Origin of the sequence: Sphingomonas sp. 3-13AW (genome assembly GCF_049311085.1) — a bacterium.
Classification (GTDB): Bacteria; Pseudomonadota; Alphaproteobacteria; order Sphingomonadales; family Sphingomonadaceae; genus Sphingomonas.
In genome coordinates, this window is the sequence record NZ_JASNVZ010000008.1 from 54,985 (window position 1) to 79,115 (window position 24,131).

Annotated in this window: 23 protein-coding genes and 1 tRNA gene; 16 read left to right on the forward strand and 8 right to left on the reverse strand. The window is 67.4% G+C overall.

All coding sequences use genetic code 11. The features are described from left to right. Positions 1 to 40 precede the first annotated feature (40 nt). Both QP045_RS10690 and QP045_RS10695 read right to left on the reverse strand, forming a co-directional pair. A complete protein-coding gene (locus QP045_RS10690; protein WP_422514964.1) occupies positions 41 to 1,054 on the reverse strand; it encodes an NAD-dependent epimerase/dehydratase family protein in 1,014 nt (337 codons plus the stop codon). Next, positions 1,051 to 2,409 carry a UDP-glucose dehydrogenase family protein gene (locus QP045_RS10695; protein ID WP_422514965.1) on the reverse strand — a complete coding sequence of 453 codons (1,359 nt, stop codon included), beginning with the start codon at positions 2,407 to 2,409 and terminating at the stop codon, positions 1,051 to 1,053. The genes QP045_RS10690 and QP045_RS10695 overlap by 4 nt, the downstream gene beginning before the upstream one ends. Before the next feature lie 303 nt (positions 2,410 to 2,712). Between QP045_RS10695 and QP045_RS10700 the strand changes: the two genes are divergently transcribed. The 4 genes from QP045_RS10700 to QP045_RS10715 all read left to right on the forward strand — a co-directional run bounded on the left by QP045_RS10700 (position 2,713) and on the right by QP045_RS10715 (position 8,981). Further along, positions 2,713 to 4,026 carry an aldehyde dehydrogenase family protein gene (locus QP045_RS10700; RefSeq protein WP_422514966.1) on the forward strand — a complete coding sequence of 438 codons (1,314 nt, stop codon included), beginning with the start codon at positions 2,713 to 2,715 and terminating at the stop codon, positions 4,024 to 4,026. Between the two features lie 84 nt (positions 4,027 to 4,110). Continuing rightward, on the forward strand, positions 4,111 to 5,052 hold the full coding sequence (locus tag QP045_RS10705; RefSeq protein WP_422514967.1) for a hypothetical protein: 942 nt from the start codon (positions 4,111 to 4,113) through the stop codon (positions 5,050 to 5,052). Positions 5,053 to 5,453: 401 nt separating this feature from the next. Then, on the forward strand, positions 5,454 to 7,628 hold the full coding sequence (locus tag QP045_RS10710; RefSeq protein WP_422514968.1) for a GumC family protein: 2,175 nt from the start codon (positions 5,454 to 5,456) through the stop codon (positions 7,626 to 7,628). A 9-nt stretch (positions 7,629 to 7,637) separates the two neighbouring features. After that, positions 7,638 to 8,981 (forward strand): hypothetical protein, encoded by a 1,344-nt coding sequence (locus tag QP045_RS10715; protein ID WP_422514969.1) that lies wholly within the window; start codon positions 7,638 to 7,640, stop codon positions 8,979 to 8,981. A gap of 52 nt (positions 8,982 to 9,033) precedes the next feature. Here the strand turns inward: QP045_RS10715 and QP045_RS10720 are convergent. The 3 genes from QP045_RS10720 to QP045_RS10730 form a co-directional block, all read right to left on the reverse strand. Next, positions 9,034 to 9,109: transfer RNA gene (locus QP045_RS10720), tRNA-Thr, on the reverse strand. A gap of 17 nt (positions 9,110 to 9,126) precedes the next feature. Continuing rightward, entirely contained in the window at positions 9,127 to 10,035 is a 909-nt protein-coding gene (locus tag QP045_RS10725) for a hypothetical protein (protein WP_422514970.1), read from the reverse strand. Beyond that, positions 9,987 to 11,318: a replication-associated recombination protein A gene (locus QP045_RS10730; protein ID WP_422515060.1), complete on the reverse strand. Its 1,332-nt coding sequence runs from the start codon at positions 11,316 to 11,318 to the stop codon at positions 9,987 to 9,989. The genes QP045_RS10725 and QP045_RS10730 overlap by 49 nt, the downstream gene beginning before the upstream one ends. 107 nt (positions 11,319 to 11,425) lie before the next feature. Between QP045_RS10730 and QP045_RS10735 the strand changes: the two genes are divergently transcribed. Then, positions 11,426 to 12,064 carry a PadR family transcriptional regulator gene (locus tag QP045_RS10735; RefSeq protein ID WP_422514971.1) on the forward strand — a complete coding sequence of 213 codons (639 nt, stop codon included), beginning with the start codon at positions 11,426 to 11,428 and terminating at the stop codon, positions 12,062 to 12,064. Beyond that, entirely contained in the window at positions 12,061 to 12,390 is a 330-nt protein-coding gene (locus QP045_RS10740; protein WP_422514972.1) for a DUF2218 domain-containing protein, read from the forward strand. Before QP045_RS10735 ends, QP045_RS10740 begins: the two co-directional genes overlap by 4 nt. A 19-nt stretch (positions 12,391 to 12,409) precedes the next feature. Here QP045_RS10740 and QP045_RS10745 read toward each other — a convergent pair whose 3' ends face one another. After that, positions 12,410 to 13,561, reverse strand: coding sequence for a glycosyltransferase family 4 protein (locus tag QP045_RS10745; RefSeq protein ID WP_422514973.1), 1,152 nt, complete (start codon positions 13,559 to 13,561; stop codon positions 12,410 to 12,412). A 92-nt stretch (positions 13,562 to 13,653) separates the two neighbouring features. Between QP045_RS10745 and QP045_RS10750 the strand changes: the two genes are divergently transcribed. The 6 genes from QP045_RS10750 (at position 13,654) to QP045_RS10775 (ending at position 18,552) form a co-directional block, all read left to right on the forward strand. Continuing rightward, a complete protein-coding gene (locus tag QP045_RS10750; RefSeq protein ID WP_422514974.1) occupies positions 13,654 to 13,866 on the forward strand; it encodes a DUF2945 domain-containing protein in 213 nt (70 codons plus the stop codon). A gap of 67 nt (positions 13,867 to 13,933) precedes the next feature. Then, complete coding sequence (radA, locus tag QP045_RS10755) at positions 13,934 to 15,304, forward strand: DNA repair protein RadA (RefSeq protein WP_422514975.1); 1,371 nt, start codon at positions 13,934 to 13,936, stop codon at positions 15,302 to 15,304. A 68-nt stretch (positions 15,305 to 15,372) separates the two neighbouring features. Beyond that, positions 15,373 to 15,915, forward strand: a complete 543-nt coding sequence (locus QP045_RS10760; RefSeq protein WP_422514976.1) for a CvpA family protein — start codon at positions 15,373 to 15,375, stop codon at positions 15,913 to 15,915. Positions 15,916 to 15,963: 48 nt separating this feature from the next. After that, a complete protein-coding gene (locus QP045_RS10765) occupies positions 15,964 to 16,407 on the forward strand; it encodes an iron-sulfur cluster assembly scaffold protein (RefSeq protein ID WP_422514977.1) in 444 nt (147 codons plus the stop codon). After that, positions 16,407 to 18,188 carry a cation:proton antiporter gene (locus QP045_RS10770; protein WP_422514978.1) on the forward strand — a complete coding sequence of 594 codons (1,782 nt, stop codon included), beginning with the start codon at positions 16,407 to 16,409 and terminating at the stop codon, positions 18,186 to 18,188. The genes QP045_RS10765 and QP045_RS10770 overlap by 1 nt, the downstream gene beginning before the upstream one ends. Positions 18,189 to 18,216: 28 nt before the next feature. Further along, positions 18,217 to 18,552 carry a DUF423 domain-containing protein gene (locus QP045_RS10775; RefSeq protein ID WP_422514979.1) on the forward strand — a complete coding sequence of 112 codons (336 nt, stop codon included), beginning with the start codon at positions 18,217 to 18,219 and terminating at the stop codon, positions 18,550 to 18,552. Positions 18,553 to 18,555: 3 nt separating this feature from the next. On the opposite strand, the gene aroB is transcribed toward QP045_RS10775, so the two are convergent. Continuing rightward, the gene (gene aroB / locus QP045_RS10780; RefSeq protein WP_422514980.1) at positions 18,556 to 19,656 is read right to left on the reverse strand and encodes a 3-dehydroquinate synthase; all 1,101 of its coding nucleotides are present in this window, start codon (positions 19,654 to 19,656) and stop codon (positions 18,556 to 18,558) included. Then, the gene (locus QP045_RS10785) at positions 19,653 to 20,192 is read right to left on the reverse strand and encodes a shikimate kinase (RefSeq protein ID WP_422514981.1); all 540 of its coding nucleotides are present in this window, start codon (positions 20,190 to 20,192) and stop codon (positions 19,653 to 19,655) included. Before QP045_RS10785 ends, aroB begins: the two co-directional genes overlap by 4 nt. A gap of 81 nt (positions 20,193 to 20,273) precedes the next feature. Here QP045_RS10785 and QP045_RS10790 point away from each other — a divergent pair, with 81 nt between their 5' ends. From QP045_RS10790 to QP045_RS10805, 4 genes are all read left to right on the forward strand, one after another. Continuing rightward, positions 20,274 to 20,411 carry a hypothetical protein gene (locus QP045_RS10790; protein ID WP_422514982.1) on the forward strand — a complete coding sequence of 46 codons (138 nt, stop codon included), beginning with the start codon at positions 20,274 to 20,276 and terminating at the stop codon, positions 20,409 to 20,411. Further along, the gene (locus QP045_RS10795) at positions 20,392 to 22,170 is read left to right on the forward strand and encodes a hypothetical protein (protein WP_422514983.1); all 1,779 of its coding nucleotides are present in this window, start codon (positions 20,392 to 20,394) and stop codon (positions 22,168 to 22,170) included. The genes QP045_RS10790 and QP045_RS10795 overlap by 20 nt, the downstream gene beginning before the upstream one ends. Beyond that, positions 22,167 to 23,087, forward strand: coding sequence for a tyrosine-type recombinase/integrase (locus tag QP045_RS10800; protein WP_422514984.1), 921 nt, complete (start codon positions 22,167 to 22,169; stop codon positions 23,085 to 23,087). The genes QP045_RS10795 and QP045_RS10800 overlap by 4 nt, the downstream gene beginning before the upstream one ends. An 83-nt stretch (positions 23,088 to 23,170) precedes the next feature. Continuing rightward, positions 23,171 to 24,118 (forward strand): acetyl-CoA carboxylase carboxyltransferase subunit alpha, encoded by a 948-nt coding sequence (locus QP045_RS10805; RefSeq protein WP_422514985.1) that lies wholly within the window; start codon positions 23,171 to 23,173, stop codon positions 24,116 to 24,118. Positions 24,119 to 24,131 lie beyond the last annotated feature (13 nt).

Consider the following 24,131-nt stretch of genomic DNA (forward strand, 5'->3'; position numbering starts at 1 on the left):
CTGACTCCTGCGCAGTCGCTCGACCGGATTACTCCCCAGTTCAGGCAACTGCTGCTGTCGGTCCCCTCCCGCCTTGTTCAATCTCGCTAAGATACCATTCGACGAACCGCTCGATGCCCTGGGCGAGCGGAACCTTGGGATCATATCCGGTCAGCGTCCGGATCGCGGAAATGTCCGCGAATGTTGCCGTGACATCGCCGGGCTGCATGGGCCGCATCAGCTTGACCGCCGGACGGCCGAGCGCGCGCTCGATGGTCGAGATCATCTCCATCAGACCCACGGGCTGGCAGTCGCCGATATTGAGCAAGCGATGCTCGCCCGTGGCCGGCGGCCGGTCCAGCACGCCCACCACGCCGTCGACGATGTCGTCGATGTAGGTAAAGTCACGCGCCATCTTGCCCTCGCCATAGACCTCGATCGGCTGGCCAAGCAGGATCTTCTGCGTGAAACCATAATACGCCATATCCGGTCGGCCCCACGGGCCATAGACCGTGAAAAAGCGTAGCCCGCTTTGCGGCAGGCCGTAGAGCGAGGCGTAGGTCCCGCTCATCAGCTCGCAGCTGCGCTTTGTCGCGGCGTAGAGCGACGCCGGGGCGGTGCAGGGCTCATCCTCGCGGAAGCCGTTGGTCCCAAGCGGGCGGTCGCCATAGACCGAGCTGGAGGACGCATAGACCAGATGGGTGACGCCTCCCGCCTGCCGTGCGGCCTCGAGCACCGCAAGGTGCCCCTTGAGGTTGCTATGTTCGTAGGCGAACGGCTTTTCGAGGCTGTACCGAACCCCCGCCTGGGCGGCGAGGTGCACGATACGCTGGATGCCGTTCCTGGCGACGAGCTCTGCAAGCAGTTCGGGACTGGCGATGTCCCCCCGCACGAGCCGGAACTCGGGATTTACGACCAGTCGAGCGGCGCGCGTCTCTTTCAGCGAGACGTCGTAATAATCGTTGAAGTTGTCGAGCCCGATCACGCGCTCGCCGCGCGCGAGGAGTCGTTCGGACACCGCATGGCCGATGAAGCCGGCGGCGCCCGTCACAAGGACGGGGCCACCGGCGCTCATGCTGCCTCGCGCTCGCCGGATGCTGCTGCGTCCTTCTCGAACTCGTCCTCCTGCGGGCGCCCGATGCTGACGTAGCGAAGCCCCGCCTCCCGGGCCTTGTGCGGCGGATAGATGTTCCGCAGGTCGACCAGCACCGGCTCGACCATCGCCGACTTCAGGCGGGCGAGATCGAGGCCGCGGAACGCATCCCACTCGGTCACGATGACGGTCGCGGCGGCGCCTTGAGCGGCATCATAGGGAGAGGTGGCGTAGTCGATGTCGTTCAACAGGCCGCGCGCCGCGTCCATGCCTTCCGGGTCATAGGCGCGAACCTTCGCGCCTGCGTCCTGCAGCGTCTGGATGATCGCCAGGCTGGGCGCGTCGCGCATGTCGTCCGTATTCGGCTTGAAGGTGAGGCCGAGTACCGCGACGGTCTGGCCGCGCACATTGCCGCCCATCGCCGCGAGCACCTTGCGCGCCATGGCGCGCTTGCGCTGGTCGTTGACCGCGATGGTCGCCTCGATCAGGCGAAGCGGCGCGTCATGGTCCTGCGCCGTCTTCATCAGCGCAAGCGTGTCCTTGGGGAAGCAGGAACCGCCATAGCCGGGCCCGGCGTGCAGGAACTTGGAGCCGATCCGGTTATCGAGACCAATGCCGCGCGCCACTTCCTGGACGTTCGCACCGACCGCCTCGCACAGGTTCGCCACTTCGTTGATGTAGGTGATCTTCATCGCGAGGAAGGCGTTGGCTGCGTATTTGATCAACTCGCTGGTGCGCCGGCTCGTAAACAGGATCGGCGCCTTGTTGAGCGAGAGCGGCCGGTAGACCTCTTCCATCGGTGCCCGGGCGCGTTCGTCCTCGATGCCGATCACGACCCGGTCCGGGCGCTTGAAGTCATCGATCGCCGCGCCTTCGCGCAGGAATTCCGGGTTGGATGCGACCGCGAACTCGGCAACGGGGTTGCACTCGCGGATGATCCGCTCGACCTCGTCCCCGGTTCCGACCGGCACAGTCGACTTGGTCACGATCACCGTGAAGCCCTTCAGGGCGCCAGCGATTTCGCGCGCGGCGGCATAGACGTAGCAAAGATCTGCATGGCCATCGCCGCGGCGGCTGGGCGTACCCACCGCAATGAACACGACGTCGGCGTCTCCGACGGCTTGAGAGAGTTCGGTGGTGAAGGAGAGGTTGCCCGAGGCAACATTCCGAGCGACGAGATCGTCGAGTCCAGGCTCATAGATGGGGATGCCACCCGCCTTGAGCTTCGCGATCTTCGACTCGTCCTTATCGACGCAGATTACCTCGTGTCCGAAGTCGGCGAAGCACGCGCCCGACACAAGCCCAACATATCCGGACCCAATCATCACGATACGCATGATGCATACTCCCTTCGCACAGAGCAGACTTTTTGCTGCGCCTGCGAACAGTCTACCCATTGGCAGTGGGTGGCAACGGCTCAGCTTCCAAGCGACAGAAATCGACGGCGAAACGAAATTTACTCTCCGTACCGGGGGTTAGCCGCTGCGTCGCAACATGGACCTTGCCCCAAGGCGGCACAGTTAAGGCTAACTGAACGAGCAAATTAACCCTCAGAATTGCTTGCCCACTCGTCGCGGTCTTGGCACGGGTCGCCGCTATGAAAAGAGCGATGACGCTCGCAGGATCTGGAAAGTTTGAGGATGCTGAATTCGCAACGGGCGGCCTTCTTCGCCGAGCTGCCGGTGCCGCTTTCGACGCGGTGCGACCGGCTCCGTCGGGCAGTGGCGCTGGTCGAAGAGAATGGCGCGGCGATTTGTGCCGCGCTCGGCCACGATGATGGCGCCTTGGACGAAGCAGCGGCGATGCAGACTCAAGTTGCGCCCGCAAGCGTCGTCCTCAGCGAGTCGTTGCGTGGTCTGCCCTCCTGGATGCGACCGGCGGCCGAGCCGAATGTCGTGAAGCGCCTCCTGCGTCGCGGCGATTATGTCGAATATCAGCCGGTCGGGATCGTGGGCGTCGTCGTGCCCGCCGAATTGCCGGTGCTGCAGCTGGCAAAGGCGCTCGCTGGCGCGCTCGCGGCGGGCAACCGCGTGACGATCGCATTCGACCGGCGATGCGGCGCTCTCTCAGGCCTCTTCGCCGAGCTGGTGCCGAACTATTTCGACATGCTTGAGCTGGCGGTGGCGCCAGCCGGTACGCTGTTTTCCGAAACGGACGTGGATCTAGTCGTGGCAGGCGCGGCAGAGGGCGGGCCGACGCGGCATGGCAATCTGGCAGGGCGCTTGAGCAAGTCGCCGGTCATCATTGGCCGCAGCGCCGATTTTCGCGTTGCCGCGGATCAGGTAATCGCAAGCAAGCTGGCCAATGGCGGTCGCGCCGCCTTGTCGCCGGACTATCTGCTTGTGCCGGAAGATCAGGAAGAGGCGATCGCCGGCTGGCTTTGGCGGGCCGCGATGCAGCGCCGACACGAAGTCGGCAGCGCCGCTCCCTGGTCTGAAGCGGACAAGGAGCGGTTGGCCCTACTCCTTCAAGACGCGCGCGCGCGCGGGGGAGAGGTGATGGTGGTGGACTCGTCTGCCGGGGCTACCCACCAGATACCGCTTCACATCGTGCGGCATGCGACGCCGGACATGCGCCTCATGCAGGAGGACGTCCGCGGCGCAATCCTGCCGCTCTGTAATTATCGGGATCTGGAAGACGCCCTTCGCGCGGTGCACGAGCACGCAACCGCGCCAACGCTGTATTATTTCGGGCAGGATCGCGCCGAGCGTCGCGAGGTGCTGGACCGGACGCTCTCCGCCACCATCGCAATCAATGGCCGCACGGTTGCATCCGCGTCTGGCGGGTCGCGCCGGAGCACGCCGCCTGCGCCGAGCTCCGGGGAAGGTGAGGACGCCTTTCGCCGCTTCAGCCAGCTGCGCCACGTCTATTGGCAGTCCATGCCTGAAGTTCCGTCCAGGCCGTCGGGTGACGGCGTCCAGTGGTCCGGGCACTCCGTAGCCACGCTGCACTGAGTTCCCGCATCTCCGCCGCGCCTCTGACACGGCGCGGCGCAGTGCACTGGTGTCGCCGCCGCTCATGACGGTAGCAGGCGGGACATGACCGGCTTGCTAGGACGCCTCGCGAATGCGGGAGGGACGGAGATCGCCGCCGACGGCGAGCCCGTATATATAGTCCGCTCCGGCGCTACCTATCGGAATATTCGCGCGCGCGACGTCGGCAACGGCCTCTTCCTGATCCGTGACGGCGTGCGCAACGTGCGGATCACCGACGTCAACGTGGAGGGCGGCTACCGCGTCATCGAGAACAGTGCGCTCGAACGCGGAAAATCCGCGGATTGCGTGGGGCTGCGAGTGCGCGGCGCAAAGGCGAGTGGCCTGACGCGCAGCTTCGCGCGCATCCGCTATGCGAGCCATGACGGCAGGATCGAGGACGTCACCGCCAGCGGGACCCTGACCACCGGTGCACGCGACCTGCCCGTCGGGATAGCCTTTGCGGACACCGCGCACGACTTTACGCTCGAACGCTGCACGATGCGGGACTTCCGCTGGAAACGGAAGGACCGCCAATATTGGAACGGGGACGGGTTTTCAAGCGAGCGGGGAAACTCCGGGCTCGTCTTTCGGCAATGCGCCGCCTGGAACAACAGTGATGGCGGGTTCGACCTGAAATCGACCGAGACGTTGCTCGACGACTGCGTCAGCGGCGGCAATGCCCGCAACTACCGGCTCTGGTCGAACATCCGGGCGACCCGGCTCACCAGTGTGGAGCCGCACAAGCTCGGCGGGATCGGCGACACCAATCATTTCGCGATCATGGCCGCGCAGGCGAGCGGCGAGCCCCTGACAATCCACATCGAGCACCTCATCGTCCGCAGCAAGCAACGCTGGCCGATCTTCGACGTCCATGACGGCGCGGCGCGCATCATCATCGGATCGCATGACATCCAGGTACCCCCCGGCACGCCGCTGGTGAGGCCGCGTGGCAAGGGGTCGGTACCCGGTGGTGTGCAGTTTGCCGGCACGCCGCCCAAGCTCTGACCTTTGCGGCCCAAACGGCTCCGACCTTCCTTCCTGATGCTTCGGGCGCGCTTTGAACACGTTTCGACGCCGTGCTCTTGCTGCACTGCAGCGCGGAGGCGCAGTCTCATCTCGTGCGGATTCTGCGGGGTCCGGCGACCAGAAGAGGGCGGGAACATGCAACGAACGCGCAATGCGGTTTTCACCGTTGGTCGAACCGGCCCTCGCTCCCTTCTCGCAACTGCCCCGACGCAATTGGGAATTATCCCGAACCCGGGCGGTTTGCCCATCCGACTTACCCATGGCTACGCGCCCATGGCCGACGTTGAGGAATTCGACTCTGTGATCGCAAGGCATTGTGTGGCGCCCGACATGGTCAACCTCGCGGGGGCGCGGTGCCCTGCGTTGGGAGGGGCCTGACGATGGACGCACATGTATCACGCCGCCCGTCGCAGCCGCCGGAGCCCGACGCACAGGTCGATCGGGGCGCCCTGATCGACCTCCGCCGGTTCTGGATGATCATCCGCCGCCGGTGGCTGTTGCTTTGTGTGGCGATGCTGACGGCGATCGTCGTCTCCGCCACAGCCTATTTCTCGGCTGAGCCGCGGTATGTGGCGACGGCGCAGGTCGCGTTGGAACGGACGGCAGAGCGCGTCATCAATGTCGATTCCGTGGTGCCCACGGTCGATCCCGATTCCGCCGCGGTCGATACCGAGGTGCAGGTCCTGCGTTCGCCCGAGCTGATCGGGCGCGTGGTCGACCGTTTGCAGCTCGACCGCGACCCCATGTTCAACAAGATGGCGGTGGAGGGTCAGACGCGGCCGGACCCGATCGGCAAGCAGCGGGCGATCGGCACCGTGCTGTCGGGCCTTGCCGTCAAGCGCGACGGTCTCTCCTACGCGATCAGCGTGTCCTTCGAAGCGGAGTCGCCACAGCGCGCCACCCAGGTGGTGAATACCATCGTCGAGGAATATGTCTCCGGGCAGGCGGGGACCAAGGCTCAGGCCACCGAGCGGGCGAGCCGGTTCCTGGAGCAGCGCCTCCAGCGCCTGAGGCGCCAGGTCCTCGACGCGGAGCAGGCAGTCGTCGCCTATCGTGGATCGCAGGACCTGTTCTCGGCCTCGAACACGAGCACGGTCACCCAGGAAGAACTTTCGGGCCTGTCGACGCAGCTTGCTCAGGCGCGGGCGGAGAGCGCTGCCGCGCAGGCGCGGCTCGCCGCGACTCGTGCCCAGCTGCGCCGCGGAGGCACGGGCGAGGAACTGGGTGACTCACTCGACTCGCCAGTGGTGAGCCAGCTTCGCGCCCAGCGCGCCGAGTCCGCCCGCACGGTCGCCGCCTTGCAGAAGCGCTATGGCCCCCGCCACCCGGAGGTGGTGCGCGCCCAGACCGCGTTGCAGACGAGCGACGCACAGATCGCAGCTGAAGTTCAGCGGATTGTCGCCAATGTGTCGATCCAGGCGGACATCGCCCGCCAGCGTGCCGCCTCGCTCGCCGGATCGGTCGCGAGCTCGCAGGGTAAGCTTGCGAGCGACAACCGCGCGTCCGTCCGGCTGAATGAACTCGAGCGCAACGCCGAGTCGGCGCGGACGCTCTACCAGGCGTTTCTCGATCGGTATCGCCAGACTGTCGCACAGGCGGGCCTGGAGCGAAGCAATGCCTATATCGTTAGCCGGGCACGCGTGCCCAATGCGCCGAGCTCGCCAAATCCGCTGATCTTCGCGACGCTCGCTATCCTCGGCGGGCTCGGCGTCGGCGTCCTGCTTGTCGTCTTGCTGCAGCTTCTGGAACGCGGGCTGGAGAGCAGCGACGGCATCGAGAAAGCCCTCGCGCTGCCAACGCTCGCGTCGCTCCCGGATGCGAGCACCTTGCCCGGATACCGCAAGGCGGGCCTCCCCGCGCCACCGGCCGAATTGCCCATCAAGCGGCCGCAATCGGGCTTTGCGGAGGCTTTCCGGACATTGCGAACTTCGATCCAGTTTGCGGGCACCGGCAAGCGGCTGTGCGTGGTCGCAATCACCTCCTCCGTTCCGGGGGAGGGGAAGACGACGACGACCATGGGCTTGGCCCGCGCCGCCGCGGCGTCCGGCAGCAGTGTACTCCTGATCGACTGCGATGCGCGCCAGCGCGCGTCGAGCCGGCAATTCGCCAAGGATGTGACGGTCGGCCTTCACGAGGTGCTCGCGGGCGAGGCTATGCTCGACGAAGCGATCGTCCAGGACACGCTCTCCTCTGCCAATTTGCTGCCGCAGCGCCTCGACGGCGCGGGTATCACCCTGGCGGACAGCCCGCGGTTGGCGGAGCTCCTCGACACCGTGCGGGAGCGCTACGACCTGGTACTGCTGGATTGCCCGCCGGTCCTTCCGGTGGACGAGGCGCGCGTGATCGCCAGCATGGCTGACGGCGTCGTCTTCCTGGTCCGCTGGCGCAAGACTCCGGCAAAGGCCGCCGCAGCGGCACTTCGCCGGCTGTACGATGTCCAGGCCGAAGTGGTGGGCGCCGTGCTCACGCTGATCGACGTCCGCGAGCAGGAGCGCGCCGGGTTCGACGAAGCGAGCTACTATTTGCGCGAGTACCGCCAATATTATGCTGACTGACCGGGCCTCGTGAACGCCGGCACATCCAGCTTCGGCCCGTCCTTCGGGCTGGGCGTGCTGGTGCCCGTGACGATCCTGCTGCTCGTGCCGCTCGTGATCGCTGCGCGAAGGGCCGGAAGCAAGCCGGGCGCGTTCGTGATCGTTGCACTGTGGCTGCGCTACATTGCCGGCGCCTATCACGTGTACATGTTCAAGCCCTTTGCGGCGGGGTTTTCCGGCAACGCGCTCTTGTCCATCGGGGTCACCGGGTTCGGGCTGCTCTTCGTCGTTCGTCCGGCCAACCTGGCGATCCGGTGGCTCCTGCCGGTCTACGCGCTGGTGCTGCTTGCCCTTGTGAGCGCGGCGCTGAATGGCGACGTGGCGGGTGGCCTGAACGTGGCGGTGAAATACGCCTATCTTCTGGTGATCGCGCTGGCCGTATTCCAGGCCATGCGGCTCGACCCGTCAGCCAAGTTCCTGACATGGGCGATGGTGTCTTTCCTGCCGCTCTTGGTGTTCCAGGCGCTTTCCGTTGCCCTGAACTTGCCCAAGGGGTCGGAGGAGGGCGACGGACTGGTCTGGATCGGCGGATACAACCACGAGGCGGCCTTCTCGGTAGCGCTGGTCACCGGCTTCATGGTCGGCTGCTTCGCGACATCCGCGCCCCGGTTCGTGCGGCTGGGCTTTCTCCTCGCGACGCTGGTCGGCATCCTGCTCGCCGGATATCGCACCTCGATCCTGGCGATCGCTCCGCTCGCGATTGCGACCTTCCTCGTGGGATTCACCGTGAGCGTCCGGCGCGAGCAACGGGTGCTGATGGCCAGTACCGCAGTCGTGACCGGGCTGTTGCTCGTGTCGGTCATGGTCGTGCTCTACAGCGCGAAGTTCGCGGATCTGGCGACGTTCCTTTCGGACCCTTCGGGACTGATCAAACCGCCGCGCGAATTCGACTATCTCGAACGCCAGGTGATGTCCGCGCGCCCCTTGATCTGGAGCAGCTACATCTACGCATGGGTCGACGGCACGCCGATTCAGCACCTCTTTGGCTTCGGGCCGGAGAGCTGGGTGGGTCTCTTCAAGGTCTATCCGCACAACACCCTGGTAGCCACGCTCTATGAGCTCGGCTGGCTCGGCGTGGCCGCGATGATAGCCCTGTGGGTGGTGATGTTTACCGCGGCCGCCCGCGCAGCCGAGGAGCGCTTCAAGCTCCTGGCCGCGCACTTCGCCTTCTTCCTGTTGACCATGGCGACCATGCCCTTCTGGCAGGTCGAGGGCCTGGCACTATACGGCCTGCTGTGCGGCTACTCGATCTATCAGGCGAGGGCTTCGGTTTGGAGGAGGCCTGCTTCACACATGCGCCTGGTGCATCTCTAGGAGTCCGCCGAAGCGAGGGCGAGACCTGAATCAGGTTTCGCGGGAGATGGCGTGGTGCCGGTTGCAGGAATCGAACCCGCGACCTTCGGTTTACAAAACCGCTGCTCTACCAGCTGAGCTAAACCGGCGTTGCGCTTCCCTTGCGTCAGAGAACGCCGAACGTCCAGCCTTCGCTGCGTCGAATTTCGGTACTGAGTGCCGGCGGGTGCCAGAGTTCGGGGCTTGCGGCGACGTGACGAAGCCAGGCAGCGGCCATGATCGCATCGGTCGCATGGTCGTCATAGCCGGTCAGCGGCGCATGCGGGCGGCTGCCGAACGCGGCCAGCGCGGTGTCCAGCGCCGCTGCGTCACGCAGCTTGCTCAGGCCCTTGCGCAAGCCGGCGGCGCGGGCGGCGACGGTCGTGTAGATCTCGACGATCAGGGCGCCCTTCGCCGGGACGGGATCGAACGGCCATACCGGCACGGCGGGGCCGAGGTGGTAGAGCAGGCGCATGCCCGCAAAGCTCGCCTTGGCAACCTGCGCCGCGCCGATGGCATCATACAGCGTTGAGGCGCGGCCGGCGCCGGTGGCGTTGAACGCCGCCTCGCACCGGCGTAGGTGCAGGAACTGCGCCTTCGCCCCGTCGCGCGCACCCAGGTAGAAATGCACCCCGCGCCGCCGCTCCAGGAACGAGGCCGCGCCCAGATCGGCATCGTCGCAATCGGCATCGACATAGGCCCAGAAGGCGCGCGCGGTGGTGGGGGTCGCCTCACCGGGTAGATAGGCGCCGCGCTCGACCAGCGGCGGCGCGAAGCTGAAGTCGAAGCCGACCATGAGCGGTGTATCCGCCTGCTCGCGCAACCAGTGGAGCACGTCGGTTCGCGACCACACGCCGCGGGGCGCAGGCACCAGCTCGGGCGCGGCATCTCCAGCCTCGCACACCGCCACCGCGATTCCGCGGTGGCGATGCCCCTTTGCGCCCGACCAGTCGATCGCGGCGAACCGGGTGAAGCGGTCCGGTGCGATCAGCGCTCGTCTTCCGGGGTTCGACCGTGGCGGCGGGCGTCCCACCATGCCATCCGCTCGCTAAGCCGCTTTTCGAAACCACGTTCGGTGGGCGCGTAGAACGCCTGCGGCGGCAGTTCCTCGGGCCAATAATTGGCGCCGGAAAAGCCGCCGTCGCTGTCATGGTCATAGGCATAGCCCTCGCCATAGCCGATCTCCTTCATCAGCTTGGTCGGGGCGTTCAGGATGTTCTGCGGCGGCATGAGCGAGCCGGTTTCCTTCGCCACCCGCCAGGCGGCCTTCTGCGCCTTGTATGCCGCATTCGATTTCGGCGCGGTGGCGCAATAGAGGCACGCCTGCACGATCGCGAGTTCTCCCTCGGGCGAACCCAGGAAGTCATAGGCATCCTTGGCGGCAAGGCACTGGACCAGCGCCTGTGGGTCGGCGAGCCCGATATCCTCGCTCGCGAAGCGCGTGATCCGACGCAGCACGTAGAGCGGTTCCTCGCCCGCGCTCAGCATCCGTGCCAGATAGTAGAGCGCCGCCTGCGGGTCCGAACCTCGCAGCGACTTATGGAGCGCGGAGATAAGGTTGTAGTGCCCCTCCCGGTCCTTGTCGTAGATCGCCATGCGCCGTTGCAGCAGGGCGGACAGCGCGGCCGGATCGAGCGGTTCGTCGAGGCCAATCGAGAACAGCGTCTCCGCCTGGTTGAGGAGGAAGCGGCCGTCGCCATCCGCGCTCGCCAGAAGCGCGGCACGCGCATCGGCATCGAGCGGAAGCGGCCGGCCTTCCACCTCCTCGGCGCGCGCAAGCAGCGTCTCCAGCGCCTCCGCATCCAGGCGCCGCAGAATGAGAACCTGCGCGCGCGAGATCAGCGCGGCGTTGAGTTCGAACGAAGGGTTCTCGGTGGTTGCACCCACCAGCGTGACCGTGCCGTCTTCGACATAGGGGAGGAAGCCGTCCTGCTGGGCGCGGTTGAAGCGGTGGATCTCGTCCACGAACAACAGTGTACGTCGGCCCATGCGTGCGTGTTCGCGTGCTTCCGCGAACACTTTTTTCAGGTCCGCAACGCCGGAGAAAACGGCGGAGATGGAGGCAAAGCGCAGCCCGACCGCATCGGCAAGCAACCGTGCGATGGTGGTCTTGCCGGTACCGGGCGGCCCCCACAGGATCATCGAGGAGAGCTTGCCGGCCGCAACCATTCGCCCGATCGCGCCCTCCGGCCCGGTCAGGTGCGTCTGGCCGACGACCTCGTCCAGGCGGCGGGGGCGCAGGCGGTCGGCGAGCGGCCCGGCGACAGGGGTCTCCTCGGAAGGAGCAGGGGGATCAAAGGCTGCGAAGAGGTCGACCATGTCGCCGATATAGGCGTCCAAACAAAAATGCGCAGCTTTAGCGATGCAGCCTCTTGCGAAGAGCCTTACAAGATATATCTTGACGCTATCGAGCGATAGGAGGTTCCATGTTCGGCATGCATCATCATTCACACCGCCACGGGTCGGGTCGCGGCGGCTGCGGTCCGCACGCCGGCTTTGGCGGCGGACGCGACTTTGCCGGCCCCTGGGGCGGCGGGCCCTTTGGCCGCGGCTTCGGCGGCTGGGGCGAAGAACGCGAAGGGCGGGGTGGGCGCGGCGGTCGCCGGCGCCTTTTCGATGGCGGCGACCTGCGGCTGGTGCTGCTTGCCCTGATCGAGCAGCAGCCGCGCCACGGCTATGACCTGATCCGAGAGATCAAGGAGCGGACCGGCGGCATCTATGCGCCGAGCCCGGGCGTGGTCTATCCGACCCTGACCCTGCTTGCGGACATGGGGCTGGTGGAGGAACAGGCAGAGGACGGCGCGCGCAAGGTCTTTGCTATCACCCCGGCGGGGATCGCACACCTCGACGAGCAGCGCGAACTGGTCGAGGCGCTGCTGGCGCGGCTGACCCAGGTCGCATCGATGGGCGCACGTGCCAGTGGCGGGCCGGTGAAGCGCGCGATGGGCAACCTGCGCGCCGTACTGGGCCAGCGGCTGGGCGGCGAGGAGGTCGCACCGGAGACGCTGCACGAGATCGCGGCGATCCTCGACGAGGCGGCGCAACGTATCGAGCGCCTCCCATGAGCGCCCCGTCTTTCGCCGCGGTCGCGCAGGTGCCGACCGCAAGCGGCAGCCGCTACCTGCAACAGCTCTGCAAGCACTGGAGCCACAACCTGGCGGTGGAGTTTACGCCGGAGAGGGGCAGCGTGGTCTTTCCGCACAATGCTCGCGGCGCCGACTTCCCGGGCGACGGCTGCGCGCTGTTCGAGGCTGGGCCGGAGGCGCTGACGGTGCGGATCGAGGCAAGCTCTGCCGAACAGCTGGAGCGCCTTCAAGGAACGGTGGCGACGCACCTCGACCGCTTCGCCTTCCGAGAGGCGCCGCTTCAATTCGAATGGCAGCCAGCCTGAACGACCGGCGCGGGCGCGATCAGCGTCCGCGCCGCTCCAGCATCTCCAAATAGGCGTCGAGAACCGCCTGGTTCGCCGTGTCCCAGCGATAGCGCTGCGCTTTCGCCTCGCCGGCGGCGCCCATTGCGCGGCGCAGTTCGGGATCGTCGATGATCCGCTGGAACGCGTCGGCATAGGCGGTGACGTCTCGCGGCGGCACCAGCACGCCCGTTCGGCCATCATCGACCAGGTCGACGGCACCGGTCGCACGGGCCGCGACGACGGGGATTGCCGAGGCCATCGCCTCGGACGTTACCTGGCCCCAGGTCTCGGTCACGCTCGGGTTGAACAGCACGTCCATCGACGCCACCGCGCGGCCGAGCGCGTCGCCGCGCTGGAAGCCCGCAAAGGCAGCATCTGGCACCCGTTGCGCGAACCACTGGCGGGCGGGACCCTCGCCGATCACCAGCACCTTGTGCGGCACGCCTCGTGCGCGCAGCAGGCCCACGACCTCGGCAAAGATATCGAGGCCCTTTTCCAGCACCAGGCGGCCGAGGAAACCGACCGCGACTTCGTCATCGGCGATGCCCAGGCTGCGCCGCCATTCCAGGCTGCGCGCTTGCGGGTTGAAGCGATCGTGGTCGACCCCGCGGCCCCATAGCCCGATCGGCTTGGTCACGCCCCAGCTGCGGATCAGCGCCTCGATCGACGGGGTGGGGACCATCACCTGGTCTGCCCGGTTGTAGAAGCGCCGCGACATGGTGGTGAAGACCGGCTCCAGAAAGCCCATGCCGTAATAGCGCGCATAGGTTTCGAACCGCGTGTGGAGTGAGGCGAGGCAGGCGACATCCTGCCGCTGTGACCAGCGCACGGCGCGGTGGCCGAGGAAGTCGGGCGCCGAGACGTGGACGATGTTGGGGCGGAAGGCCGCCAGATCCCGCCGGATCGATGCGGGCAGGCCCAAGCCCAGCCGATATTCGCCGCGCCCGCCCGGCAGGCCGATCGAGGGCACACTGACGAGGTCGCCCGTCGGCGGAAACGCTGGCTTGGCCGCGGTGGGCGAATAGACCCGCAGCGCGACGCCCTTTTCCAGCAGATGCCCGGCAAGCAGGTTCAGCGCATGGTTCGCCCCATCGCGCACATAGTTATAGTTGCCACTGAAGAGGGCGACGCGGAGGTCGGACGGCTGCATCGAGGCGCCCATAGCCCCGCAAAGCCCGTCGCGCCACCGGAACCGATCCTGCTGCCCCGGCGCTGTCGCCCATGGACAGGTGGAGAGGTGCGATGGCCAACAGCTATGCCAAGGGTGACCAAGTCAGCTGGAAATGGGGCTCCGGCACCGCGCACGGCAAGGTAGAGGAAAAGTTCGAGCGGCGCGTCCAGCGTACCATCAAGGGGAGCAAGATCGTCCGCAACGGCAGCAGGGAGAACCCCGCCTATTTGATCGTGCAGGAAGATGGCGGCAAGGTCTTGAAGGAAGGGTCGGAGCTGAACTGACTCCGCACGGCCTCGGCCCTCACGTCGTCATATTCCCCTTTCGTTCCGCCCATGCTACGGCGGCGGCATGGCAAAACCACGGAAGCGCTACGTCTGTCAGCAATGCGGTTCGGTGACCGCGCAATGGGCGGGGCAGTGCGGCGACTGCAGCGGCTGGAACACGCTGGTGGAAGACGCCGGTGCGGTCGTCACACCGTTCCAGGCGCGCCATAATCTTCAGTCCGGCGGACGCGCGATCCAGCTTTCGGGCCTCGACAGCGACATCCCGTTGCCGGACCGGATGGCGACCGGCATCTCCGAACTCGACCGCGCGCTCGGCGGCGGTTTCGTCGAGGGTTCCGCGACGCTGATCGGCGGAGACCCCGGCATCGGCAAGTCGACGCTGCTGCTTCAGGCGACGGCGCGACTGGCGCTGGCGGGCAAGTCGGTCGCCTATGTTTCGGGCGAGGAAGCGGCCGACCAGGTGCGGCTGCGCGCGCGCCGCCTCGGCCTCGGCAAGGCCCCGGTGCAGCTCGCGGCGGCAACCTCGGTCCGCGACATCCTTACCACCTTCGGGGACGGTGAGGCTCCCGACCTGCTCGTGATCGACTCGATCCAGACGATGCACTCCGACCTGATCGAGGGTGCGCCGGGGACGGTCAGCCAGGTCCGTGCCTCGTCCGGCGAGCTCATCCGCTTTGCCAAGGAGCGCGGTACGGCGCTGGTGCTGGTGGGCCATGTCACCAAGGACGGCTCGATCGCGGGTCCACGCGTTCTGGAGCACATGGTCGACACGGTGCTGGCGTTCGAGGGCGAGCGCAGCCACCAGTATCGCATTCTGCGCGCCGTGAAGAACCGCTTCGGCGGCACCGACGAGATCGGCGTGTTTTCGATGGCGACCGAGGGCTTGAGCGAAGTCTCCAACCCCTCGTCGCTGTTCCTCACCAGCCGGGACGAGAGTGTCACCGGCACGGTCGTGTTCCCGGCGCTGGAAGGCACGCGGCCGGTGCTGGTCGAGGTGCAGGCGCTGACGGTGCGGCTCGCGTCCGGCGCGACGCCCCGGCGTGCGGTGGTCGGCTGGGATTCGGGGCGGCTGGCGATGATCCTGGCGGTGCTGGAGGCGCGCTGCGGCCTCGCCTTCGCCACCTCCGAAGTCTATCTCAACATTGCCGGCGGTTATCGGGTGCAGGATCCGGCGGCCGATCTTGCCGTCGCCGCTGCGCTCATCTCGGCGCTTTCGGAGCGCCCGGTGCCTGCCGACACCATCGCGTTCGGGGAAGTGGCCTTGTCGGGCGAAGTGCGCCCGGTGGCGCATGGTGCGCTGCGCCTGAAGGAGGCGGGCAAGCTCGGTTTCGGCCGCGCCATGGTGCCCGGCGCGCAAGCATCGGAGGGCAGCAACCTCACGCTTTCCACCTTCCGCAACCTGCCGGCCTTTGTGGACCACATGCTTGGGCGCTGAGGGCCGCCGGCTCGACTTCGCCCGTCCTCGCCGATAGGGGGCGTGCGGGGCGCTTGGGGAGGGCAGGAATGGAATTGACCGCACTCGACATCGTGGTGCTTCTGATCGTCGGCGGCGCGGCCCTGCTGGGCCTGAAGCGGGGGTTCGTGACCGAAGTTCTTTCGCTGATGGCGTGGATCTTCGTCGTCTTCGCGATCAAGCTGTTCCACACGCCGCTCAGCGTCGCGCTCCTTGCGTTCGTGGGCACCTCGGCAGGGGCGGCAACGCTGGCGTTCGCGCTGATCGCGGGCGTCGTCTATTTCCTCGGGCGGCTGGTTGCCAACGGCGTCGGATCGCGCACGCGCACGTCGATCCTGGGGCCGGTCGACCGTGCACTCGGTTTCGGGTTCGGAGCGGTAAAGGGCCTGGTTCTGTCCAGCCTCGGCTTCCTGCTGCTGGTGCTGGTCTGCGATACGATTGCGGGCGGACCCAAGCAGCGCCCGGACTGGATCACCCAGTCACGCACCTATCCGCTGCTCGATTCTACCAGCGCCAGCATCGCGGATTTCGTCTATCGCCGCCGCCGCGGCGAGCCCGTGTTCGGCCAGGATCCGGTGAACTCTACCGACTGAACGATTTTGCCGCTGCCGCCCCTCGTACACGGGCCTGCGGCGGGCTACATGGGCGGCGTGACCGCGCCCCTCTACAACACCGAGATCCTGCGGCTTGCCGCGACCATTCCGCACCATGAGCGGCTGGAAAGCCCCATGGCGAGCGTCGAAAAGCGATCTCCGGTGTGCGGCAGCCGCGTAACCGTGGACCTCGACCTCGACGAGGAAGGCCGTGTCTCAGCGCTCGGGCTACTGGTGCGGGCCTGTGCGCTGGGCCAGGCATCGTCGTCGCTGATGGCGGCGAATGCGATCGGACGCACTCCGGAGGAACTGGCCGACGCGCGCGATGCGCTCACCCGCTGGCTCGCCGGCGAAGCTCCGCCGCCGGACTGGCCGGGTCTCGGCCTGTTCGAGCCGGCGCTGCCGCATAGCGCCCGGCACGCCTCCATCCGGCTCGCGTTCGAGGCCGCTGCCGAGGCCGCCGAGCACGCTCGTGAGCGGCAAGTTGCCTGATGGAGGTCGAGGCAGCGAACTCGTTCGTCCATGACTTCGCGCCGTTACTCGGGGCGGCGCTCTTCTTCGTTATTATCTTCCGCAAGCTCAAGCTGGGTGCCACCCTCGGCTTCCTCGTCGCGGGCGTCGTTGTCGGACCTCAGGTGCTGGGGCTCGCGGGCGATGCCGAGGCGAAGATGGGGATCGCGGAGCTTGGCATCACGCTGCTCCTTTTTCTGGTCGGGCTGGAACTGAGCCCGTCCCGGCTGTGGCGGATGAAGCGGGATATTCTGGGTTTCGGCCTGCTCCAGGTGACCCTGTGTGGCATCGCCATCACCGGCGTCGTCTGGCTGTTCACGCGCTTCACCATCCCGGCTGCGATCGCGCTGGGTTTGCCCCTCGCGCTCTCCTCGACGGCGCAGGTGCTGCCGATGCTCCAGTCGGCAGGGCGCCTGAAGACGCCCTATGGCGAGCGCGCCTTTTCGATCCTGCTCTTCCAGGATCTGTCGATCGTGCCGCTGATCACGATCACGGCCGCGTTGTCGCGCAATCCCGAGGATGCTGGCGGCCCCCCCGGGTGGTTGCTGGCGCTCTACACGCTCCTCGCGGTCACCGGTCTGATCCTTGTCGGACGCTTCGTGCTGCGGCCGTTGTTCCGCCTGATCGGCAGCCTGGGCGAGCGCGAGATGTTCGTGTTCGCGGGCCTGTTCACCGTCATCGCATCCGCCGCGCTGATGGAGACCCTCGGTCTTTCGACGGCACTTGGCGCGTTCATCGCGGGCGTGATGCTGGCCGACAGCCCCTATCGCCATGAGCTCGAGGCCGACGTCGAACCGTTCCGGTCGATCCTGCTGGGCCTGTTCTTCCTCTCCGTGGGCATGCTGCTCGACCTGTCGGCGATCGCCGAGCGTCCGCTCTTCGTGACGGGCATGGCTCTGGCGCTGATCGCGACCAAGGCGATCGTGATCGCGGTGCTGGCGATCCTGTTCGGAATGAAGTGGCGCAAGGCGCTCGCGCTCGGCCTCCTGCTCAGCCAGGGGGGCGAGTTCGGGTTCGTGCTGTTCGCCCAGGCGCAACACGCGCTGCTGATCGCACCGGAGGCGGCGAGCGTTTTTTCCGCCGTCGTGACGCTGTCCATGGCCACCACGCCGTTCCTGATGATGTTGACGCGCCGCTTCCGCGTCGAACCCACGCCAAGCATCGACGGCCTTGATGGGCCCCGGCATGATGGCGCCGCGGCACTGGTGATCGGCTATGGCCGCTTCGGTCAGACCGTCGCGCAAATGCTGATCGGGCAGGGGATCAGTGTCTCGCTGATCGATACCGACCCCGTCACCATCCAGCGCGCAGGCGACTTCGGGATGAAGGTCTATTACGGGGACGGCACGCGGATCGACATGCTGCGACGCGCGGGCGCCGAGGAAGCGCAGCTGCTGCTGTTCTGTATCGACGGCGAGCAGATGGAGACGGCCGACCTGGAAGCGGTGCAACAGGCTTTCCCCAACGCCACCATCTTCATGCGCGTGTTCGACCGTTTGTCGATCCTTCGCCTCAAGGATGCCCCGGTGCGCGGCTTTGTCCGCGACGTGTATGATTCCGCCGTCTCTATGGCGCGTCAGGCGATGGCCAGTGTCGGCGTGGACGAGACCGAGATCGACCGCACCGAAGAGGCGTATCGGAAGCTCGATAGAAAGCGCCTCGAGCGGCAGCTTGAGGCGCAGGACCTCTATGCCGGCCGCGACGTGATGTTCAACCAGACGCTCGGGAGCACCGCGCGCGACGGCCTGTCGCGTGAGGCGTGAGGCGAGGAATGAGGATGGGGGAAGCGCGATGAACCTGTTGATGCTTCTTGCGGCGTTGTCCGGCGCAATCGCCGTCGGGGCCGGCGCCTTCGGTGCCCATGGCGCGGCGGGGGAGGCACGCGAGTGGCTGCAGACCGGCGGCCACTATCAGCTCGTCCACGCGGTGGCGGCGCTGGTAGCGCTGCGGCTTGAAGCGCGCGGCCCGGCCTGGCTGTTCGTGCTGGGCGCGCTGATCTTTGCCGGCACCCTCTATGCCATGGCGCTGGGTGCCCCGCGCTGGCTGGGCGCGATCACGCCGATCGGCGGGACCCTGCTGATCCTGGGCTGGCTGTGGCTGGCCTGGAGTGCCTTGCGCGGCGGCTGACGCTTAGCGGGGCTGGGTGTCGAGAAACGCGGCGATTTCCTCCAGCGCGACATCGCGGTCGACATAGGTCTGCCCGATTCCCCGGGCGAGCAGCAGCGCAAGGGTGCCGCCCTCCATCTTCTTGTCGTGGCGCATGTGATCTACCAGCCGGGCGCCGCTCGCCGAAATGCCGGCCGCCGCCAGCCCGTCGGGCAGTCCGGCTGCGCGCAGGTGGGCTGCGACCCGTGTCGCGTCCTCGGGCGAGGACAGGCCGCGGCTGGCGGAAAAGGCGAACGCCAGCGCCATGCCGGCTGCCACTGCCTCGCCGTGCAGCAGCGAGCCATCGAACCCGGCTTCGGCCTCCAGCGCATGGCCAAAGGTGTGGCCGAGGTTGAGGAGCGCGCGACGGCCGCTGGTCTCGCGCTCATCCTCGCCGACGATGCGGGCCTTTGCCGCGACCGAACGAGAGATCGCGACCTCGCGTGCCTGCGGGTCTCCCGCGAGCAACCGGTCGGCGTTAACCTCGCACCAGGCGAAGAACTCCGGATCGTCGATCAGCCCGTACTTCACGACTTCGGCATAGCCTGCGCGGACTTCGCGCAGCGGCAGGGTATCGAGTGTCGTCGGGTCGATCAGGACGATCGCGGGCTGGTGGAACGCACCCACCAGATTCTTGCCGGCGCGCGTGTTGATGCCGGTCTTGCCACCGACCGACGAATCGACCTGCGCGAGCAGCGTGGTCGGCACCTGCACAAAGCCGCATCCCCGCTTCAGAATGGCGCTCGCGAAACCGACCAGGTCACCGATCACGCCGCCACCCAGCGCGATGATATGGTCCCGCCGCTCGACGCCCAGGGCGAGCAGCCGGTCCATCAGCAGTTCCAGCGTCGCCCAGCTCTTTGAACCTTCGCCCGCCGGAAGCACGATGGGCTCACTCGCGATCCCCGCTGCATCGAGCGAGCGGCGCAGCGTCTCCAGATGCGGCGCCACCGCTTCGTCGGCAACGATCGGCATCCGCCGTCCGGCCGCGATCGGCGCCAACCGGGCACCGGCGCGGGCGAGCAGCCCTTCTTCGATCACGACGTCGTAGCTGCGGCTGCCAAGGGAGACGGGAATGGTGGTCACGGGCGGATCGCCTCCAGGATGGCGTTGACGGTAGCTTCGTGCGGCGCCTGTTGGCTGACGATGTGGATGGGCGCCTTTGCGTAGAACGGGTTGCGGACCGCTGCGAGTTCGGTCAGCACCGCCTTCGCATCCTTGCCGCGCAGGAGTGGCCGGTGATCGCGACGGCCCACGCGCTCCGCCAGCACCGCGGGTGACGCGTCGAGCCAGACGGCAAGGCCGTGCTCCAGGATCAGGGCGCGGGTCTCGTCGTTGATAAAGGCACCGCCGCCGGTGGCGATCACCTTGGGACTGCCGTCGATCAGGCGCGCGATCACGCGGCGCTCGCCGTCGCGGAAATGCGCCTCGCCGAACCGTTCGAACATCTCCGCGATCGTCATCCCGGCGGCGCGCTCTATCTCGTTGTCGGCATCGACGAAGGGCAGCCGCATGCGCCCCGCGAGCCTGCGGCCCACGGTTGACTTGCCCACGCCCATCAGCCCGACGAGCACGATCGGCTTTCCGCTCCAGGGCGGTGTCGAGGCATGGGTTTGCAGCATCGTGGCCGGCGCTATACAGCGTGGCGGCGCGCGGGCAAAAAGCTTGTGCGCCCGCTTCGCAATCGTGAGTTTTCGACAACCATGTCCCGATCGCTTGTCATTCTGATCGTCGTCCTGCTCGTTATCGTCGGCGGGCTGTTTTTCCTGGCGGGTCGCCAGACCGAAAAGCAGCCGGTGCAGGTCGAGAAGGCGGTCTCGCTTGAAAATCTCCAGAACTAGCAGCTTCGCGTCCGTCCTCGTGCTGGCCGGCCTCGTCGGCCTGCCGGCGCTTGGCCAGGACGTCCCCGAATCGCTGCTGCCCCCCGGGTTCAACGATCCGGTCGCACCGGCGCCTGCACCGCAGGCTGCGCCCGTTGCGCGGCCGTCTGCCGTGCCGCAGGGCCCGGTTGCCGGACCGGTTCCGACCCCGACGCCCACTCCGACGCCCTCCGCGACGGCGACGCCACAGCCCGTCGATGCCAAGCTGCTCGCCCGCTACGAGCTGCCGGAATATGCGCGCCGGTCGACGGCCCATATCGGTCTCGACGGGGCCGGGCTTGGCCGCAACGCCTTTGGTGCCGCGGACGGCCGCATGTTGCAGACGCTGATGCGCCGGCTCGACGCACCGGTGGCGTCGCGCTGGCTGTCGATCGCGCTGCGCCGGGCGCTCGCTTCCGATGTCGATACGCCCCCGGGCGTGAGCGGGCCCGACTTCGCTGCCGAGCGCGCCTGGCTGCTGATTCGCATGGGCGAGGCGCCGACCGCCCGCGCGGTGGTGCAGTCCGTCGATACCCAGAATTTCACGCCCAAGATGTACCAGGTGGCGATGCAGGCCGCCTTGGCGACGGCAGACCCGGCCGCGGTCTGCTCGATCGTCGAGCCGGCGCAGCGCGTCTCTTCCGAGCGGGGCTGGGAACTGGCACGTGCGATGTGCGCGGGTCTTTCCGGCGAGCCCAAGGAGGCGGGCGCGATCCTCGACGCTGCCCGGCGCGCATTCCGCCGCCGCGCCGTTGGCGCCGACATCGATTTGAAGCTCGCCGAAAAGGTGCTGGGCGCCGGCGCGCAGGGGCGCCGCTCGGTCACGATCGAGTGGGATGGCGTGGAGCAGCTCAGTGCCTGGCGCTGGGGGCTGGCCAACGCGACCGCGGTCGAGGTGCCGGACGCGCTGTTCGACACCGTTGGCCCCCAGGTTCGCTATTGGAATGCGCTGATGCCGTCGATCGCGCCCGAGCGCCGCGTGCTGGATGCGGAGCTGGCAGCTGCGCAGGGCGTGTTGTCGAGCGGTGCGCTGGTCGATCTCTACGCCTCCGTCGCCGAACTGGATGATACGCCGAGCGAGCTCGGCGCCGTTGCCGGTGACTTGCGCGAGGCTTCGGCTGCCGCCCAGGTGGCGGACCGGATGACCGCCTTGCGTGCGCTGTGGAACCGCGGTGCGAGCCGTCAGCGCAGCTATGCGCGTCGGGTTCTGACCGCGCGCGCCGCGGCGGCGATCCCGCCTTCGGCTGATTATGCGGGCGATACCGATGCGCTGGTCGCCTCGATGCTCGCGGCCGGCATGGACCTGCGCGCGCTGCGCTGGCGCTCGGTCGTTCCCGATGGCAGCGACGCCTGGGCGATGCTGGCGCTAGCGGATCCGCGCAGCCGTCAGGTTTCCGAGCGATCGGTGTCGCGCTACGCGGACGCGGATGCACGCAAGGGCCAGTTGCTGCTTGCGGGCCTTGCCGGGCTGGGGCGGCTCTCCCCGGACTCCGCCCAGGATCTCGCCAAGTCGCTCGAGGTGCCGATCGGCGCGGAGAATGCATGGACGCGGGCGATTACCCTGGCGGCAGGACGCGACCAGCCTGCTTCGGTGCTGCTGCTCGCAGCGGTCGGCATGCAGACCCGCGACTGGCGAGCCGTATCCCCGCAGGCGTTGTTCCACATCGTTGCGGCCCTGCGTGCAGTCGGGCTGGAGGGTGAGGCGCGGATGATCGCTGCCGAGGCGATCGCACGGGCGTGAGCGAGGGCGGCGCGTCCGCCGGCAGCGATCGCATCCTGATCGACCGGTTCCTGGAGATGCTCGCCGCCGAAGCAGGCGCCGCGCGCAACACGCTGCTCGCCTATGGCACCGACCTCAGGCTCGCCTCCGACGCGCTGGCGGGGCGTCTTGCGGACGCCGACGGCGACGCGCTTCGTGGATTGGCGGACGGCTGGGGCGACCTCTCGCGCGCCACCGTCGCCCGCAAGGCCGCAGCCTTGCGACGCTTTTTCGCGTTCCTCGCCGATGAGGGGCTCCGCGCGGATGATCCCGGGGTTGCACTGCCCAGGCCGGGCGCCGCGCGGCCGCTGCCCCGCATCCTCTCGACCGCTGACGTGGACCGGCTGTTCGAAGCGATCGAGGCGCGGATCGCCCGCGATGCACCCAATCCGCTCGACCTCCGGCTGGCCGCATTGGTCGAACTTCTCTACGGATCGGGCCTGCGCGCAACCGAGCTGGTATCGCTGCCCCGTAACGCGGTGGCCGCGGACCGACCCTATCTGATCCTGCGCGGTAAGGGCGAGCGTGAACGAATGGTGCCGGTGTCCGATCGCGCCCGCGCTGCCGTCGCCCTGTGGCGTGCGCACGCGCCGGCAGACAAGCCGTGGCTGTTTCCCTCCGGCAAGTCGCACCTTTCGCGCATCCGGCTGTTCCAGCTGTTGAAAGGCTTGGCCGCTGAGGCAGGCATCCCGCTAGATCGCGTAAGCCCGCATGTCCTGCGCCATGCCTTTGCCACCCACCTGCTGGAGGGCGGCGCAGACCTGCGCGCGCTGCAGGCGATGCTGGGCCATGCCGACATCGCCACCACCGAAATCTACACCCATGTGGATAGCCAGCGGCTCGTCGAGTTGGTCAACGCGCGGCATCCGCTCGTTGACGCCCTCCGCCGCGGGCCGTAACCGGCACCCTGAGATTTGTTCGCCCCGCTGCCATGTTGCCGCGAGGGGCGGCAGCGCACCTATTCGAGACGGAACCCGAGTTGATGGCCACTTTTCTGGATTTCGAGAAGCCGATCGCCGAGCTGCAGGGCCGGATCGACGAACTCCGCGACACCGCAGCCGGTGGCGAAGTCGACATCGAGGCGGAGATCTCGAAACTCCAGGCGAAGTCTGACCGCCTGCTGCGCGACACCTATTCCAAGCTGACGCCGTGGCAGAAGACGCAGGTCGCACGCCACCCGGAGCGCCCGCATTTCAAACACTATGTGGCGAGCCTGATCGAGGGCTTCATGCCGCTCGGCGGCGACCGCGCCTTTGCGGATGATTCGGCGATCATAGGCGGTCTTGGGCGGCTCAACGGCCGCAAGGTCATGGTGATCGGCCACGAAAAGGGCGACGACACCGCGAGCCGGCTCAAGCATAACTTCGGCATGGGCAAGCCTGAGGGCTATCGCAAGGCGATCCGCCTGATGCAACTAGCGGACCGCTTCGGCCTTCCGGTCGTGACGCTGGTCGACACCTCGGGCGCGTTTCCGGGCATCCAGGCGGAAGAGCGCGGCCAGGCCGAAGCGATCGCGCGTTCCACTGAGGCAAGCCTTGCGCTTGGGGTTCCGATGGTTGCAGCGATCCTGGGCGAGGGCGGTTCAGGCGGTGCGGTCGCACTGGCGGCCGGCAACCGGGTGCTGATGATGGAGCACGCGGTCTATTCGGTGATTTCGCCCGAAGGATGCGCGTCCATCCTGTGGCGCACTGCCGATCGCGCGCCCGATGCGGCGGAAGCGATGAAGGTGACGGCGCAGGACCTGCATGGCCTGGGCGTGATCGACACGATTGTTCCCGAGCCGCTCGGCGGCGCGCACCGCGATCCTGCCGCGGCGATTACGGCCCTTGGAGAGGCTCTAGACGGTGCTTTGGGAGAGCTGGAGGACCAGGCGGCCGATCAGCTGCGTCGCGATCGGCGGGCTAAATTCTTGAACATGGGTCGGGCGTAGCAGCGGATCGTGA

Coding starts and splice junctions, on each gene's coding strand:
- QP045_RS10690 (WP_422514964.1), bottom strand. CDS start 1,054: ATGAGCGCCGGTGGCCCCGTCCTTGTGACGGGCGCCGCCGGCTTCATC.
- QP045_RS10695 (WP_422514965.1), bottom strand. CDS start 2,409: ATGCGTATCGTGATGATTGGGTCCGGATATGTTGGGCTTGTGTCGGGC.
- QP045_RS10700 (WP_422514966.1), top strand. CDS start 2,713: ATGCTGAATTCGCAACGGGCGGCCTTCTTCGCCGAGCTGCCGGTGCCG.
- QP045_RS10705 (WP_422514967.1), top strand. CDS start 4,111: ATGACCGGCTTGCTAGGACGCCTCGCGAATGCGGGAGGGACGGAGATC.
- QP045_RS10710 (WP_422514968.1), top strand. CDS start 5,454: ATGGACGCACATGTATCACGCCGCCCGTCGCAGCCGCCGGAGCCCGAC.
- QP045_RS10725 (WP_422514970.1), bottom strand. CDS start 10,035: ATGGTGGGACGCCCGCCGCCACGGTCGAACCCCGGAAGACGAGCGCTG.
- QP045_RS10730 (WP_422515060.1), bottom strand. CDS start 11,318: ATGGTCGACCTCTTCGCAGCCTTTGATCCCCCTGCTCCTTCCGAGGAG.
- QP045_RS10735 (WP_422514971.1), top strand. CDS start 11,426: ATGTTCGGCATGCATCATCATTCACACCGCCACGGGTCGGGTCGCGGC.
- QP045_RS10740 (WP_422514972.1), top strand. CDS start 12,061: ATGAGCGCCCCGTCTTTCGCCGCGGTCGCGCAGGTGCCGACCGCAAGC.
- QP045_RS10745 (WP_422514973.1), bottom strand. CDS start 13,561: ATGCAGCCGTCCGACCTCCGCGTCGCCCTCTTCAGTGGCAACTATAAC.
- QP045_RS10750 (WP_422514974.1), top strand. CDS start 13,654: ATGGCCAACAGCTATGCCAAGGGTGACCAAGTCAGCTGGAAATGGGGC.
- radA (WP_422514975.1), top strand. CDS start 13,934: ATGGCAAAACCACGGAAGCGCTACGTCTGTCAGCAATGCGGTTCGGTG.
- QP045_RS10760 (WP_422514976.1), top strand. CDS start 15,373: ATGGAATTGACCGCACTCGACATCGTGGTGCTTCTGATCGTCGGCGGC.
- QP045_RS10765 (WP_422514977.1), top strand. CDS start 15,964: ATGGGCGGCGTGACCGCGCCCCTCTACAACACCGAGATCCTGCGGCTT.
- QP045_RS10770 (WP_422514978.1), top strand. CDS start 16,407: ATGGAGGTCGAGGCAGCGAACTCGTTCGTCCATGACTTCGCGCCGTTA.
- QP045_RS10775 (WP_422514979.1), top strand. CDS start 18,217: ATGAACCTGTTGATGCTTCTTGCGGCGTTGTCCGGCGCAATCGCCGTC.
- QP045_RS10785 (WP_422514981.1), bottom strand. CDS start 20,192: ATGCTGCAAACCCATGCCTCGACACCGCCCTGGAGCGGAAAGCCGATC.
- QP045_RS10790 (WP_422514982.1), top strand. CDS start 20,274: ATGTCCCGATCGCTTGTCATTCTGATCGTCGTCCTGCTCGTTATCGTC.
- QP045_RS10805 (WP_422514985.1), top strand. CDS start 23,171: ATGGCCACTTTTCTGGATTTCGAGAAGCCGATCGCCGAGCTGCAGGGC.